This is a genomic window from Flavihumibacter sp. CACIAM 22H1 (assembly GCF_001601815.1).
Taxonomy (GTDB): Bacteria; Bacteroidota; Bacteroidia; order Chitinophagales; family Chitinophagaceae; genus Flavihumibacter.
The window spans coordinates 1-16683 of sequence record NZ_LUKG01000091.1 but is presented as its reverse complement, the minus strand read 5'-3'; the positions used below and the strand labels follow the sequence as shown (position 1 = coordinate 16683).

11 protein-coding genes are annotated in these 16683 nt (G+C 45.0%); 8 read left to right on the top strand and 3 right to left on the bottom strand.

Annotated elements, in window-relative coordinates; genetic code table 11:
- Window positions 1-782, top strand: a 782-nt coding sequence (locus A1D16_RS18780; protein WP_290712365.1) for a (Fe-S)-binding protein, incomplete at its 5' end; no start/stop codon positions are given.
- Window positions 783-841: 59 nt separating this feature from the next.
- Here the strand turns inward: A1D16_RS18780 and A1D16_RS18775 are convergent.
- Both A1D16_RS18775 and A1D16_RS18770 read right to left on the bottom strand, forming a co-directional pair.
- Window positions 842-1483 (bottom strand): hypothetical protein, encoded by a 642-nt coding sequence (locus tag A1D16_RS18775; RefSeq protein WP_290712363.1) that lies wholly within the window; start codon window positions 1481-1483, stop codon window positions 842-844.
- A gap of 140 nt (window positions 1484-1623) precedes the next feature.
- A complete protein-coding gene (locus A1D16_RS18770; protein WP_290712360.1) occupies window positions 1624-2370 on the bottom strand; it encodes an MBL fold metallo-hydrolase in 747 nt (248 codons plus the stop codon).
- 157 nt (window positions 2371-2527) lie between these two features.
- Here A1D16_RS18770 and A1D16_RS18765 point away from each other — a divergent pair, with 157 nt between their 5' ends.
- The 7 genes from A1D16_RS18765 to A1D16_RS18735 all read left to right on the top strand — a co-directional run bounded on the left by A1D16_RS18765 (window position 2528) and on the right by A1D16_RS18735 (window position 15121).
- Window positions 2528-4873: a PDZ domain-containing protein gene (locus A1D16_RS18765; protein ID WP_290712358.1), complete on the top strand. Its 2346-nt coding sequence runs from the start codon at window positions 2528-2530 to the stop codon at window positions 4871-4873.
- Window positions 4874-5005: 132 nt separating this feature from the next.
- A complete protein-coding gene (locus tag A1D16_RS18760; protein WP_290712356.1) occupies window positions 5006-6700 on the top strand; it encodes a hypothetical protein in 1695 nt (564 codons plus the stop codon).
- Window positions 6701-6773: 73 nt separating this feature from the next.
- Entirely contained in the window at window positions 6774-10829 is a 4056-nt protein-coding gene (locus tag A1D16_RS18755; RefSeq protein WP_290712355.1) for a PAS domain-containing protein, read from the top strand.
- A 9-nt stretch (window positions 10830-10838) separates the two neighbouring features.
- Window positions 10839-11489, top strand: coding sequence for a (4Fe-4S)-binding protein (locus tag A1D16_RS18750; RefSeq protein ID WP_290712353.1), 651 nt, complete (start codon window positions 10839-10841; stop codon window positions 11487-11489).
- 10 nt (window positions 11490-11499) lie between these two features.
- Window positions 11500-13011: an ATP-binding cassette domain-containing protein gene (locus tag A1D16_RS18745; RefSeq protein WP_290712351.1), complete on the top strand. Its 1512-nt coding sequence runs from the start codon at window positions 11500-11502 to the stop codon at window positions 13009-13011.
- A gap of 4 nt (window positions 13012-13015) precedes the next feature.
- Complete coding sequence (locus A1D16_RS18740; protein ID WP_290712349.1) at window positions 13016-14155, top strand: heparan-alpha-glucosaminide N-acetyltransferase domain-containing protein; 1140 nt, start codon at window positions 13016-13018, stop codon at window positions 14153-14155.
- Between the two features lie 96 nt (window positions 14156-14251).
- Window positions 14252-15121, top strand: coding sequence for a pirin family protein (locus A1D16_RS18735; protein WP_290712347.1), 870 nt, complete (start codon window positions 14252-14254; stop codon window positions 15119-15121).
- Window positions 15122-15148: 27 nt separating this feature from the next.
- Here the strand turns inward: A1D16_RS18735 and A1D16_RS18730 are convergent.
- Window positions 15149-16683: TIM-barrel domain-containing protein (locus A1D16_RS18730; RefSeq protein WP_290712345.1), on the bottom strand; the 1535-nt coding region annotated here is incomplete at its 5' end.

The following is a 16683-nucleotide window of genomic DNA, read 5'->3' as shown; positions in this document are numbered from 1 at the left end:
ATTCTATGCAGGTACCAACGATGGCGGAGCTCATAGCAAAAGGAGAACAACCCGAACTGCTGTTTTGGGTTGGTTGTGCTGGTAGTTTCGATCAACGGGCGCAGAAAATAACCCGCGCATTTGCACATATATTAACAACCGTTGGAATCAGGTTTGCTATTTTGGGGAAAGAAGAAATGTGTACCGGAGATCCGGTGAGGAGAGCAGGCAATGAATTTATGTTTCAGATGATGGCCTATCAGAATATTCAGCTACTGAATAACTATGAAATCAAAAAAATAGTAACTACCTGCCCGCATTGTTTTAATACCCTGAAAAATGAATACCCCGAATTAGGAGGACAGTATGAAGTGCTTCATCATACCAGCTTTTTACAGGAATTGATTGACGCAGGAAAAATCAAAATAAAAGAAGGGGGTGCTTTCAAAGGGAAAAAAATTACTTTTCACGACAGCTGTTACCTCGGCAGGGCTAATAATATTTATGAAGCACCCCGTAAAGTATTGGAAGCACTGGATGCCGAACTGGTTGAAATGAAGCGCTGCAAAACAAACGGGTTCTGTTGTGGAGCGGGTGGGGCGCAAATGTTTAAAGAGGAAGAAAAAGGCAAAACAAGGGTAAACTGGGAAAGAACAGAAGAAGCTATTTCAACCGGTGCTGGTGTAGTAGCTTCGGCCTGTCCTTTTTGTAATACCATGCTTACAGACGGTATTAAAACAAAAGAAAAAGAAGACAGTATGCAGGTAATGGATATTGCAGAATTAATAGCCTATGTTATATAAAAAGAGCCCCTTATCTTTTCGATAAGGGGCCAAACCAACCGTCCTGCTTATACTATTATTTACTTTTTGGAGTCTGAATTTTCTTCCACTTTAGCCGTAATACGGTTAACCGCTTTAATGCCTACGAACTTAATTTTTTGTTTGGCAATTTCACGATTATCGGGTCCGGATAAATCCTTTTCTATTTCATTTTTCCGGTTATCCAGTGCTTCATAAAGCACCTTAATTTCATCCCAATCCTCCCGGGTATACCGATCCTTATTTTTATCAACGGTATTTACAAAATTTATATATACATCTTTAGCATTGGCTGCCGTTACCCAGGCAAAGGAAAGATCATTTCCAACTTTACCCGCACCAAACAGTTCATCGCGCATAGCCTGCTTTGATTCAACTGCTTTAATATTAGATTCAAACTTGGTTCTTAAGGCCTCAAACTTTTGTTCTGCCTCTTTTAAATCTTCCTTCACTTCTGCGGAAAGCTCCCGGCCTTCTGCTTTCATTTCTGCCTTCTTTGAGTTATAGGCGGCACTGATATCTTCCCAGGTTTCCTTACTGTAATTAGAAACATTGGTTGATACGGAATCGACATAATTTTCAATGTCCGCAGCAATTTTTTCATCTTTTGCGCTGTTATTCTCACAAGCTACCATTGCAGAGGCAGCTACACTTACGATCATTAAATAGTGACTTGTTTTCATGACTGTTGTAATTAGGTTCACTTCCTTAATTCAACGATTATGCCATTCCTTTTTACGACCGATCGGGCTATTTACAGCAATAAATATGGGGAAAGGAATACCCAAACGGATGTCCTTTCCCCATAATCCAGGATTTTTTCCTAATACCAGCTTCTTATCCTAACATCAATGGCTTTATTTTCCTGCTGCACCCGTTGGGCAAATTCTTTTACATCACTAAATCCTCCGGGCTGCCGGAAATGGAAGGGAAACACTACCGCAGGACGAAATTCCAGTACAGCACTGGCCGCCTGGTGGATGTCCATTGTATATGGTTTATTCATACACACAAAGGCAATATCGATCTGCTTCAAGGCGCGCATTTCCGGAATATCTTCCGTATCACCTGATATATAAACCCTTTTTCCTCCCAAATTCAGCACATAGCCATTTCCTCTCCCCTTTGGATGGCGAGACCCGGCGGTATCTGGCAAATTATACATGGGCACCGCCTTGATTTGCATGCCTTTCCATTCGAGCGAGTCTCCATTTGCCAACACAAGGATCTTTTGCTCCGGCGCAAGGAATTTTATCAAACGTTCATTAACAGCCTGCGGCGCTACCAGGGTAGCTTTGCCAAGATTGAGCTGAACAAGTGTGCTGCTGTCCAGATGATCGCCATGAATATCTGTTATAAGAATTAAATCGGGTTCACCCATTGCTTTGAACCGATCCGCACCTCCATAAGGATCTACCGCTATGCGGAGATTATTCCATTGCATCCAGAAAGCCCCGTGGTACACCGGTTGAATTTCGAGAATTCCTTTACTGGTGGTAAATGCGTCTACCTGTGCAAGTACAAGCATTGCTTGTAGAAGGAAAAAGAAACTTAGAAAAAATTTTTTCATCGTATTGTATTCTTATGCAATCGGCATTATAGACAATCTGCCTATTGCTTTTGTTCATTTAATGCCTTAGCAAAAGAGAATCAAGGAAAAGGTTTGGCTAATTTACTTGAACAGGCCAGCGAAAAATGGGCCTACATTCATTTTCATAAAAATGACTATGCAACGGATCCTTTTTTTACTGGCAATTGCCATTTCGGTGAAAAGTTTCGGACAAACTACCTGGTATATTGATACCAGGGGTAATGACCAGCATAAAGGAACAAAAGAGCAACCGTTAAAAAGCCTTTCCGCCGCCTTGTCAAAAATTCGGACTGCACCAACAGGTGAAATAACACTGGTGCTGGGGAAAGGCACGCATTACCTGGGCAAACCCATCCTTATCAGCCCTGAATTACTAAACGGGCACGCACTTCATATTACCGGTTCCGGCGAAGGCAGTACAATTCTAAGCGGCGCTATCCCGATCCAGCCTAATTGGAAACCCTGGAAAAAAGGGATATGGCAGGCCTTTATAGGAAAAAACCTTGCGGCCGATCAATTGTATTGTAATGGCAAGGCGTTGCCCATGGCCAGGTATCCTAATATCGACTCTTCTGCCCGGTTTTTCAATGGTACAGCAGCCGACGCACTCAGCAAAGAAAGGATCCGCAGCTGGTCTGCCCCGGAAGGCGGGTATATTCATGCGCTTCACCAGGCTGAATGGGGCGATTTTCATTATAAGATCCTGGGGAAAGCCAGTGCCGACAGCCTGTTGCTGGAAGGCGGATGGCAAAATAACCGCCCTTCTCCCATGCACAAGGAACATCGTTTTGTTGAAAACATACAAGAAGAACTGGATGCACCGGGAGAATGGTTTTACAACCGTAAAAGCGGTGTGCTGTATATAATTCCACCTGGCGGTAATCGCCCACAGAGTTGCCGATTCGAGTTGTCGCAATTAGACGTTCTTTTTAGCCTGGCTGGTACAGAAGCAGACCCGGTGAAAGCGGTACGGTTCAGCAACCTTGTATTTACAGGTACCAATCGCAGCTTTATGCAGCCCAGAGAACCCCTGTTAAGAAGCGACTGGACCATCAACCGTGCCGGAGCAATTGTGGCGGAAGGCACGGAAAATATTCAACTGAAAAACAACAAATTTCATCAATTGGGCGGGCATGCGGTTTTTGTGAGTCGCTATAACAGAGAGGTTCGAATAGAAAGCAATCATATCTATGAAATTGGTGGAAATGCCATTGCTTTTGTGGGAGATATGGGGGCCGTTCGTTCGCCTTTATTCCGGTATGAGGAAGAACAGGAAGTAGCTCGCATGGACCTGACACCCGGCCCCCAATCAAATCAATACCCGGCAAATTGCCAGGCCTATGACAACCTTATTCATTCCATTGGTTTGGTTGAAAAACAGGTTGCCGGCATACAGATCAGCGTGGCAATGGATATAACCGTCAGCCACAATACTATTTACAATGTACCAAGAGCAGGCATTAATATCGGGGATGGCTGTTGGGGTGGTCACCAGATCGAATTCAATGATGTATTTCAAACAGTACTTGAATCGGGCGACCATGGGGCTTTTAACTCCTGGGGCCGCGACAGGTACTGGGTTCCCTCTATAGAAGGCGTAGATGCCCGGGTAGCCGATAATCCGTCACTACCTTACCTCGACGTTATAAAACCAATTACGATCCGGAATAATCGTTTTCATTGCGAACATGGCTGGGATATTGACCTCGATGACGGGAGTAGTAACTATAGAATTTATAATAACCTTTGTTTGAACGGTGGACTTAAACTGCGGGAAGGTTATGATAGGATAGTGACCAATAATATTCTTATCAATAATACCTTTCATCCACATGTCTGGTATGCTAACAGCAAAGACCTGTTTACCCATAATATTGTCACGAACCCTTATGCCCCTATACGTATCCGGAACTGGGGACTCCGGGTAGATTCCAACTTTTTTATAGCCCCCCAGGCACTAGAAGCAGCACACCAATTAAAGATTGACCTGCATAGTAAAACAGGCGATCCTCGCTTCAATAACAAATTTGCCGGAGATTTTTCGGTTTCGCCCGGTTCCGCGGCCCTTTCCACCGGTTTTGTAAATTTTCCCATGGACGAATTTGGGGTGGTATCTGCCTCCTTCAAAAAAATCGCCGCCCATCCTCCCCTTCTACAGGTGGTACAATTACAAAGCCAACAAACAGGCCAGCTTAGTAGCTGGATGGGGGCTCGTGTAAAAAATATAGAAACCCTGGGTGAGCAATCAGCTTCCGGCGCTCCTGATAAAGCGGGGGTACTTATGGTAGAGGTACCACCAGGAAGCCTGGCAGCCAGAAACGGCCTTCAGGCCGGCGATATTATTCGTACCATAAACGGGGAGGCTGTTAAGGATGTTACTGCCCTGTTTGGGTTGATCCAAAGCATTAGCTGGCAAGGACAGGCCGAACTGCAAATATTACATAACCAGCAGTTTATTAAACGAACAATACGGCTCAAATAACCGGTTAAACCGGCCAAAAATTCTGTTTACAGAAAATAAACCAGCTGTCGTCGAAAAACAAATAACGGGTTCAATAATAAGTGCAATTTTGTATCGTTAATACAGAGATCCACTTAGTTAACCGTACCCGCTGTGAAAAAACTATACCTATTCTGCTGGCTGATATTGCTGCAACAACTACTGTTTGCTCAGGCAAGGGTGACAAGATTTTACTCGGATTACAATGGTTTTTACACCTCGGCCTCCAACCAGATTAACCCTATTTTACCCGATAACAGCCATAATTTATTGGCTTTTACGTACAATAATATTACCTATTCAACCGGTGTTGACGATGCCAAACTTACAGCCCAGGGCGTAAGTTTCACCCCTCAAACCTTTAGAGCCATTCCACTGAATAACGTGCCTACCAGCGGACCATCTTATTTCGTTGCGCTGGGCCAGCTATACGACGGTATAAACGCAGGGGTGAATAACAGTTCTTCTGCCCCCTTCCAGGGAAATCCGATCAGCGGAGCCACGCTGGCATCCTTTCTTACAGATGGTATCAATGGGTTGGATCTGGGAACCGGCTTAGCTAATATACCCGCAGGTTCCGTTCTTCAGTTTAACCTTGGCGCAAGTGGAATTTCTGCCACATCTATTGGAGATGGAATTCCGGATATCCTGTTTGTACAAATTGCCGATCCGAACAATGTTGGCGACAAAATAAAATTTGTTAACAGCAGCGGCGCTACCGTTGGCACTGAATTTACTTTTAACCTCTACAGTACCATTAATTTTCCGCGGCTGGCCAACTGGAGAGCTGATTTTTATAATCCAAACAGTACACAAAACTCTTCCAGTTTCATTAACACTGCCCGGTATATTTCCATGCTTGCACTGGATTTATCCCAACTCGGTATTACCACAGCCAACTATGCCAGTGTAACACAATTGGTGTATACCACCAGCGGTCAGTCTGACCCCGCTTTTGTGGCGTTCAATGAGCCCTCAGTGAGCCTGCCTTCAAAACTGGGCGTACATTCTCAACCAACCATTTACCAGACGAATATTGCCATGAACCCTGAATTCCAGGTTAGGTTGCTGAATAGTTTTAACCAACCGGTTTTACAGGCAAATGTGGCAATAACAGCTACCGTGGAAACCGGAAATGGCCAATTAGCGGGTACCATTACCCGTTATACCGATGCCAATGGGATAGCCTATTTCAACGATTTAACCCTAAGCGGAAACAACACCCACACCCTTCGTTTCAGTTCCAGCAGCCTTAACCCGGCCATATCAGGTCCGGTTATCTGGAGTAGCCTGCTTCCGGTACGTTGGGCAGCATTTAATGGCACATTGAAAGAATCTGCCGTTCACCTAAGCTGGGCCACCAACCAGGAACTATCTACCCTCGATTTCGTAATAGAGCGAAGTACCAATGGACAGCAATGGACTTCTCTGGGAAAAGTGACTGCCGCCGGCAATTCATCCATCCTGCGTACCTATGGTTTTGTTGATAGGAACCCGGTAAAAGGAACCAGTTATTACCGGGTAACGCAGCAGGACCTGGACGGCCGACAAAGCCGTACAGAAGCTATCAGAATACAAAACAACCAGGCCGGCACCAATTGCAAACTATTAGCCAACCCTTTAATAGCCAAACAATTACAGGTAGAAATCAAATTCAGCACCAGCATAGAGCTGTTTTCCTCCATGGGCATTCAACTTTTGCATAAAGAATTGGCGCCCGGCAGACATACTATTTCGCTGGATCGGTATGCAGCAGGTATGTATTACCTCAGAACCCCCGAAAAAACCTACCCGATTTTGGTTCAATAGGATATATCAACAAATGGGATTAGTTTTTGTACTTTTATAAAGTCCAAAATCCTAAACCTATTACAGAACGGATATGCCTAGTTTTTCCAGTGATCCAATCAGCACGGAACAAACCCAACTGAACCATGTAGAATCTTTAATGAAAGCCGGAACCTGGCTTTTTGATCTCAGGAACCAAACCGTATACTGGTCCGACGGGGTTTACCGGATGCTGGATTACCCTCCCCAATCATTTATTGTAGACTTTGAAAAAGGAAGTAATGTTATCCATCCGGATGATAGGGAAAGAGCTGTACAGCATTTGCGGGATGTACTTGAAAAAGACATCGAGTACAACATCACCAAACGACTGATCACCCGCAGTGGTCAGTCGATCATGGTTCGGTCCAAAGCGTCGGTGGTGCGGGATGAAAACCATAGTCCCATTCAGCTGGCTGGTATTTTTCTTGATATTACCGAGTTTACGGAAATGCAGGAGAAGCTGGAAGATATCCGCCAAACCAGCCGGCTCCTGCTTGAAAATGCAGATGGCATATTTTGGGAAGCGGATGCTCAAAGTTTTCAATTCACCTATGTGTCGCCACAGGTACAGGAAATAACGGGGTATTCCCCGGAAGAGTGGATACAGGACCCTGAATTCTGGCAGAAACATATACACCCCGACGACCGGGATTTTGCTGTACAATATTGTCATACCCAAACCAACCTCCAGAACAATCATGTTTTTGACTACCGGTTAAAAACCAAATCCGGTAATTATATCTGGTTACATGATCGGGTAAAAGTAATCAGTAAAGAAGGTAATCCATTCAAGCTCACCGGACTGATGGTGGACGTTACCGCCGATTATTTCTACGATGAGCTGAATAAAATTGAGAAAAAACTTTTACAAAGAGCCATTTTGCAGGATGTTCAGCTCGTTGATCTTATCAATACCTACCTGCGTGATCTGGAGCAGCTATTTCCGGATATTAAAGCTTCCGTACTGAAAGTTCAGCAAGGCGCCTTATACACCCTTGCAGCCCCTTCTTTACCGCCCCCCTATATTGCAGAATTAAATGGGTTGGCAATCGGCTTAAACCAGGGTTCCTGCGGAACTGCTGCCTATTTAAAAGAAAAAGTAATTGTTAGTAATGTTTTTGAAGACGAACGATGGGCCTCCTATCGGCATCTTCCGGAAAAATATGGTTTTGCTGCCTGCTGGTCACAACCCATGCTGGATGATAAAGGGGAGGTAGTTGCCACTTTTGCGCTTTATTACAATACCCCCAAAATGCCGGGCGTGTTCGAAGAATTTGCAATCGAACGTTCGCAAAGACTCTTATCATTGGTAATAACCAAATTCGAATACCTCGATAATTTAAAGGTCAGCAATGACCGATTCGAACTAATCAACCGGGCAACCAAAGACGCTATTTATGATTGGGATATACTCGAAGACAGCCTGACTTTTGGGGAGGGATATAACCGCTTATTTGGCTATACCGATACAATCAACCAGCCTGTACCCCTTACTGAATGGGCACAAAAGATTCATCCCTCAGATGCTGAACGGGTGTGTCAAAGCCTGGAAAGTTTTATACGGAACCCTTCGCAAGACCGTTGGGAAAATAATTATCGCTATAAAAGAAAAGATGGCAGTTATGCTTTTGTTGAAGAAATAGGCCATATTATCCGTAATACGGATGGCCAACCCATCAGGATGGTGGGCATAATGCGGGATAATTCCGAAACAAGAGAACTGCAAATAATGTTGGACAATGCTTCCAACCTCGCCAATGTAGGCGGATGGGAACTTGACCTGGTGAACCGGCAACTCTATTGGTCGCCCGTTACAAGATCAATCCATGAAGTGGACGCTTCCTTTAACCCGGATCTTGAAAAATCCTACGAATTTTACCTGCCTTCTTACCGCGATTTTGTAAAAAAACAAGTGCATGCCATTGTTCAAAGTGGCAAAAAATTTGACTTTGAAGCACCCATTCTAACTGCGAAAGGAAAAGAACGCTGGGTAAGAGCGATCGGAAATGCAGAGTTTATAAACGGGGTCTGCGTACGTATCTACGGAAGTTTACAGGATATTCATGAACGAAAAACCATGGAGCTGGAACTTTCCAAAAAGAACCGGCTCTTAGACACCCTTTCGATAATAATCAGCGAATTTTTACAGGTAAATGACTGGTCGACCGTACTTTCCGGCATATTTGAATTAACAGGAGATACCGTTGAAGTAGACCGGGTCTACTATTTTGAACTGCACAAAGCAAACCAAACCGGACAACAATTGGCGAGTCAGCGATTGGAATGGGTTAAAGAAGGAATTGAACCCGATGTTAACAATCCCGATTTACAGGAGGTGCCAATCGACGATTTCCCCGACTATTTCGGGCCCCTGGTAAAAGGCTATTACGTGCAACTAATTGCCAGCCAGGTGAAGGACGAAAAACTCCGGGCAATGCTGGATAAACAATCTATCAAATCCTGCCTGGCCCTACCGGTTATGGTACACAACCATTGTGTTGGCCTTATTGGTTTTGATGATTGTGCGGAAGAACGGTACTGGACAGAGTCTGAAATCACTTTTTTGATGAACGTAACGGCTAATCTTTCAGCTGCCATTCAACGTAAAAACAACCAGGTTCAACTGGAAACTGCCCTCTTTGAAAGAAACACGATTCTGGAAAGTATCGGTGATGGATTTTGCGCCATTAATCAGCATGGTAAGATCACCTACTGGAACAAACAGGCGGAAGAAATTTTTAACCTGCCCAGGCAACAGGTAGAAAACCGGGATGCAGATGCCGTACTGGCAGAAGCCTTGCAATTACCGGATAGCTCGGCTTATAAAAAAGCCTTTCAAAGCACAGAAAAAAAATCCATCGAATACCATAATGCCCTTACCAACCAATGGTTCGATCTAGTGATTTACCCTTCCGGAAATGGGAATTCGGTATTTATCCGGGATATCAGCAACCGTAAAAAAACAGAAGCACAGATCAGGCAATCCAATGAACGCTTTGAAATAATTACCCGTGCCACCAATGACGCAATTTGGGATTATGACGTGGAAAAAGACCGGCTGTTCTGGGGGCATGGATTTACGACCCTATTTGGCTACAACCTGCAGCAAATAACACCCACATTCAATTTGCTGGTGAGTCTTATACACCCCGACGACCGGGCCCTTGTTTTAAGTAAAATCCAGGGGTATATGTCTGGCGCAATTGCTACTAATACCTGGGAAGAAGAATACCGTTTTCTGAAAGCTTCGGGTGAATATGCTTACGTGGTGGACAAGGCTATTTTTATTCGGAACGAGCAAGGGCAGGTACTTCGGGCACTGGGGGCAATGTCTGATATTTCTCACCAGAAACAATTTGAAGCATCCCTGAAAGACCTGAACCAGGCGCTGGAAAAAAACGTAAAGGAATTAGCTTTATCGAACCAGGAATTAGAACAATTTGCCTATGTAGCTTCCCACGATTTGCAGGAACCGCTTCGAATGGTAACCGGATTTCTGACCCAACTGGAAAAAAAATACCATAACCAACTCGATGAAAAAGCTCGTCAATACATCTATTTCGCCACTGATGGCGCAAAGCGAATGCGGCAGATAATACTGGATTTGCTGGATTTTTCGCGCGTGGGAAAACACAATGAAAAACTGACTGCAGTAAACCTGAATCAACTGGTTGAAGAAACCATTGCACTGAATATAAATCTTTTGGAAGAAAAAGCAGCAACCGTAGAATACGGTCCTCTCCCCACCTTACTCTGTTATTATTCTCCCTTATTACAGGTTTTCCAAAACCTGGTAGCCAATGCCATCAAGTACAGTAAAGCAGAAGTACCGCCCCGGATTTATATAAGCGCCAAAGACATTGGGCTTTCCTGGGAAATATCCGTAGCTGATAATGGAATAGGCATTTCGCCCGATTACCATGAGCGTATTTTTATAATTTTCCAGCGTTTACATAAACGGGAAGATTATAGCGGTACCGGAATAGGGCTGGCAATTGTAAAAAAGATAATAGATAAATTTGGAGGAACCATCCGGGTAGAATCTGAACCTGGTGTGGGCAGCGTTTTTCATTTTACGATTCCTAAAACCGTACCTTCCAGTTCTTAAATCGGTAACATGAACTATAAATTGGAAAAACCGGTCGAAGCAGCTATCGGCACGCAACAATTTACCATGGAGGTAGTATGGAGAAATGGACAATTTGTTGCAGATGAACCTGTAAGTACTGGCGGTAAAGACCTGGGCCCCGATCCCTTTACCCTGCTTCTCTCCTCCCTTGCTACCTGTACGCTGGCTACTCTTCGAATGTACATCGACCGGAAAGGATGGGAGATTCCGGAAATTCGTATCAAAGCCAATCTTTTTCAATATAAAAAAGACGATAAAACCATTACTACCATCGACCGCGACCTGCGTTTCGACCCGGCTATAACTGACGAGCAGATGGAAAAACTGGTTGAAATTGCCGGCAATTGTCCGATTAGTAAACTGCTAAAAGGAGAAGTAACGGAAAGAACCTTCATTTTTAATGAAGACGATACGGTAAAAAAAATGTACTACCGCAACGACACCACCACCGTTGTCTGGAAACCTTCTATCTGCAAGCATTCCGGCAGGTGTGTTACCGGGTTACCCCGCGTATTCAACCTGCAGGCCAGGCCGTGGATAAACATGCAGGGAGCCTCCGACGATCAAATAAGAAAACAGGTAGATGCCTGTCCGACCGGCGCATTAACCTGGGCACACAATAACAGCACCGCCTCCTGAAAGCCATAGCATGACAAAGTCCAACATCTTTACAATTGCAAACGGTCGCATACAATACCAGGGAAAGCTTTTATTCGAAAACCTGGATTTCACAATTAAAGCGGGTGAAACCTGGGCAATTACGGGTGCTGGAGGCGCAGGGAAAACCAGTTTATTAAAAGCGCTTGCCGGACAATTACCCATTACCGGCGGCAAATGGGAGCCCGGATTTTATTCGCAGTACCAGGCTACCCATTCCTACCAGCCATCTCCCTTATTTTCCTGGAGAAACCTGGTAGCACTGATCGGGACGCGGCACCATTTTACCAACCTATCTAATACCAGTAATTTTTATTACCAACAACGCTACAACTCTTCCGATGCAGAAGATGCCCCAACCGTGGCAGACTACCTGGAACAGGAACGACGCAACCACGGCAATGCCTATTGGACAAAAGAAAAACTCATTCAACGATTTGAGCTGCAGCAACTCCTCCATAAACAGGTAATACTGCTGTCGAATGGAGAAACTCGTCGCTTATTAACCGCCGCTGCACTGATTCGTCAGCCTGCTCTTTTATTGCTGGATAACCCATTATCAGGACTGGATCAGGCCGCCCGGGCAGCTTTTGAAAATGTATTGGAGGAAATTATTGCGTCGGGTATTCATGTAGTGCTGAGCATTTCACCCAAGGAAGTTCCGAAAGCCGTAACCCACGTGGCCCTCCTGGAAAACGGAAAAATTAAGGCGACGAAAAGCAGAGAGGCATTCCTGCATTCTGTCAATAATATTCCCGTACACCAGCACTCATTTAGCAAATTGGACGCCTGGCTTTCGCTCGGAACTTTTCCGGCAACAGACGAAGTGCTGGATCTGCGCAACGGCCATGTAAAATATGGTTCCAAACTAATATTGGACAACATAAACTGGAAAATAAAAAAAGGTGAACGATGGTCTTTAACCGGTCATAATGGCGCCGGAAAATCTACTTTACTGAGCCTGATTACGGGCGATAACCCGCAGGCTTATGCCAATGAACTTTATTTATTCGGTAAAAAAAGAGGATCCGGAGAATCTATTTGGGAACTGAAGCAGAAAATCGGTTACGCATCACCGGAATTATTTCAATATTTTCCGCAGAATACCACGGTTGCGGAGGTGGTTGAATCGGGCATTTATGATACCATCGGACTCTACCGCGCCCCTTCTGCTGAAAATGCAGCGCGGGTAAAAGGTTTGCTTGATGCGTTGGAAATTGATCAGTATGCCACTTGTTTGCTGCGTAATGTATCCACAAGTACCCAAAGAATTTGCCTGGTTGCCCGGGCACTGGTCAAATTTCCTCCCCTATTGATTTTGGACGAACCCTGCCAGGGCCTCGATACTAACCAAATTGAGCATTTCAGAGACCTAATTGACCGGATCTGTGAACGGACCTCCATTAGCCTGATTTATGTTAGTCATTATCCCGAAGAGATTCCGGCAGCGGTTACCAGGCACCTGGTGCTTGAAAAGGGCAGACTTACCTTGAATAATACCTGATACAATGGTACTCAATAAAAGAATAAGTGCAATCGACCAGTTAAGAGGACTGGTAATGATAATTATGGCCCTGGATCATACCAGAGACCTGTTTCACGAAACGGCTTTAACGGAAGACCCCTTAAATCTGGCAACCACTACGCCAGCCTTGTTTTTCACCAGGTGGGTTACCCATCTTTGCGCACCCAGCTTTGTTTTTCTGGCGGGTGTATCCATTTACCTGCAACAGCAAAAACAAGCCGACCCGGCCATCCTGCGAAACAGGTTGTTGCTGCGGGGTGCCTGGCTTGTTTTGCTGGAATTTACCCTCGTAAATTTTGGCATCTGGTTCAATATCCACTTCAACGTATTGCTGTTTCAGGTAATCGGAGCTATTGGCGTAGGATTTATGGCAACCGCCCTCCTTATCCGTATTCCGTCTAAGTTTTTACTCCTGTCCGGGCTCAGCATTTTACTGCTGCAGGGGTTTTATCCCATTCAGGTGCTAACTGCACAGGCTTTCCTTCCCCTGGGGCCCACCCATAATTTGCTCATTGCCTACCCAATTTTATCCTGGCTGGCCATTTTACTGATTGGTGTGGGAGCAGGGCCGGCATTCAGCCAACCTGCGCGGAAAGCCTCCTGGTATGGCTGGATGGGCTTGGGGTTAATCGTGCTCGGTTCCATCGTCCGCGGCTTCAACAGCTATGGCGATCCCGGCAAATGGAAAACAGAGAGCAGCTCGCTGTACAGTTTTATGTCCTTTATCAACCTGCAAAAATATCCGCCTTCCTTACTTTTTTCAATGATTTTATTGGGAATTGCCTTCCTCCTGTTTGCTTTCTTGAAAACCAGGCGGTTACCGGCACCTATCAGTAACATATTGGAAGTATATGGCTCAGTTCCCCTCTTCTATTATGTTTTGCACTGGTACCTGATACATAGCATCATGGTTCTTGCTTTTCTGGCAAAGGGATACAGCATTAGCCAGTTGAATTTTGGTGCATTCGGATTTGGCCGGCCCTCCACCCTGCCCAATGGCTTTTCACTGGGCACCGTTTATTTGGTATGGATTACAGCCGTACTGATTTTGTATCCTGCCTGTGTCAGGTACAGGAGGTTCAAATTGGAAAATCGCCAAAGTTTTATGGCAAGGTATCTTTAAAAATTTCATGGCCGTCTGCCGTATATACGGGCACTTATTGCCCTTAACACTTATTTCAATGTTTAAACATTATATTTGTATACTTAAGCATGAATTATGAAAAAAAGCATAGAAAAAATAATACCCCGGCCGATGCAACCAGGAATGGTGGGCGATGGATTCAGGGTATTCCATTATTTTCCGGGGGGGCCTATCAGTCAACGGCGGATCAGCCCTTTTCTCTTATTAGATTATGCCGCAGAGTTCGAGTTTCCACCAACTGAGCACCTTAGGGGGGTAGATGTACACCCGCACAAAGGATTTGAAACGGTAACGATAGCCTATAAAGGTGCTGTAGAGCACCACGACAGTGCGGGCAATCATGGAATTATTTACCCGGGAGAAGTACAATGGATGACGGCAGGCGCAGGCATTCTGCATAAAGAATACCATGAACGGGAATTCAGCCGACAGGGAGGACCATTTGAGATGATTCAGTTATGGGTAAACCTGCCGGCAAAATACAAGCAGGAGCTGCCGCACTACCAGGCCTTGTCAGAGGATCTGATTAGAAAAATAGAATTACCGAACAAGCAGGGAGTGCTCAGAATTATTGCAGGTGCCTGGAAAGAATTAAAGGGGCCAGCAAAAACCTATACACCCATCAATTTATTTGATATCCGTTTAAACAAGGGCGGAGACCTGGAAATGGAGCTGGACCAGTCGCACAATACGGCCTTATTGGTATTACAGGGCCAGGTAGCTGTTAACGGCGCTACCATCCCGGAACAGCAAATGGCCTTGTTTGGCAATGATGGTACAGTTATTCAGGTGCATGCATCCAAAGACAGTGTGCTTTTACTAATGAGTGGAGAACCCATTGATGAGCCCATTGCCAGCTATGGCCCCTTTGTGATGAATACACAGGCCGAATTAATGGAAGCCATGGAAGAATTCCGGGCAGGTAAATTTGGTTCCTTATCCTGATCAGGTAAAAAAACCACCGGGCACTGTTTACAACTTTATAGAAAGTTCTTTCCCATTGTACCTGACTGTCCGGTAAACTTTGCTGGCAGGGTTGAAGCCGGCTGCGTTATTGGAAGCAACAGCAACAATACGAAATACCCGCTTGCTTAACATACCTGGGTAAGTTCCGGCCCTGTTGCCAATAATAAGGGTATTACTGGCCGCTTTATAAGTAATGGGTATGTTGGAGAATTTTCCATGCTCATAGTCGTAATTCAGTCCATCGTCTTCATACAAGGCAAAAGCACCATCCCTGCCTTTGTATACAAAAAGCGTAATGGTATCCGCAACCTTTTCCGTAGTGTACTGAAGTTCAGGGCCCATGGGGAGGATGGCGCCTTCTGGTACAAAAACAGGCATTTGCTCATAAGGGGCAGGGGCCTTGATTGATTGTCCGCCCGAAAAAAAACGGCCCGTATATAAATCGTACCATCCCTTTCCAGACGGCAGGTAAACGGATCGTTCCCTGGCTTTGTAGGAAGTAACCGGGCAAATTAACAGCGAGGGCCCAAACATGTATTGATCATCAATTTTAAGTACGGCTGTATCCTGGGCAAAATCCATCACCAGCCCCCGCATAAGGGTATAATCCTTGTGATAAACAAGGCCGTTTATGCTATAGTTATAAGGAAGTAACCGGTAACGGAGTTGAAGATATGCTTGCATGGATTTATAAGCTGCATGGTGTTCAGGGGCAATATTGTATGGCTCCCTGAACGGAAACTGGCCATGCGAACGGAACAGGGGCACAAATGCGCCAAACTGGAACCATCGGGTATTCAGCTCGCGCCATTCTTCCAGGTCTTCTTGCCCGGGTTGTTCAAATCGTTTCGGAACAACAAAGCCCCCAATATCCATGGTCCAGTAAGGAAGGCCGGACAAGGAATAATTGATTCCTGCGGTAATTTGTGTTTTCATATCAGACCAGGTAGACCCGATATCACCACTCCAGATAGTTGCTGCATAGCGCTGTGACCCGGCAAAACCGGACCTGGTAAGCAGAAATACCCGCTTATTGGAGTCTATACTTCGTTGTCCTTCGTAAATGCCTTTTGCGTTTTGAAGAGGATAAGCGTTCAGCCATTCTGCGGCGGCGCCATAATAGGTGCCGCCCATCTGAAGGATTCGTTTTTCAGGTGAAACATTGGAGAGAATATCCGGTTCACTTGCATCCATCCACCAGGCATCAATTCCTTTTGCATATATATTTTTATTGATGAGGTCCCAGAAACCTTTTCGTGCTGCCGGGTTAAAGGCATCGTAAAACGTAGAAACATAACCTTTACCGATCCAATCACGCTGCCGGTCGGCGATATTCCGTGGGTATAACCAGCCTTTTGACTGGAAATCTTCATACGCCTTAATGCCTTCATAAAATTTTGGCCATACAGAAATCATGAAACGGGTATGGTACTTATTATGCAGTAATTTTATTAAACTGTCGGCAGATGGGAACCGGCTTTGCTCAAATTCCTGGCTACCCCATTCATCTTCCTTCCAGTAACTCCAGTCTAATACAATAT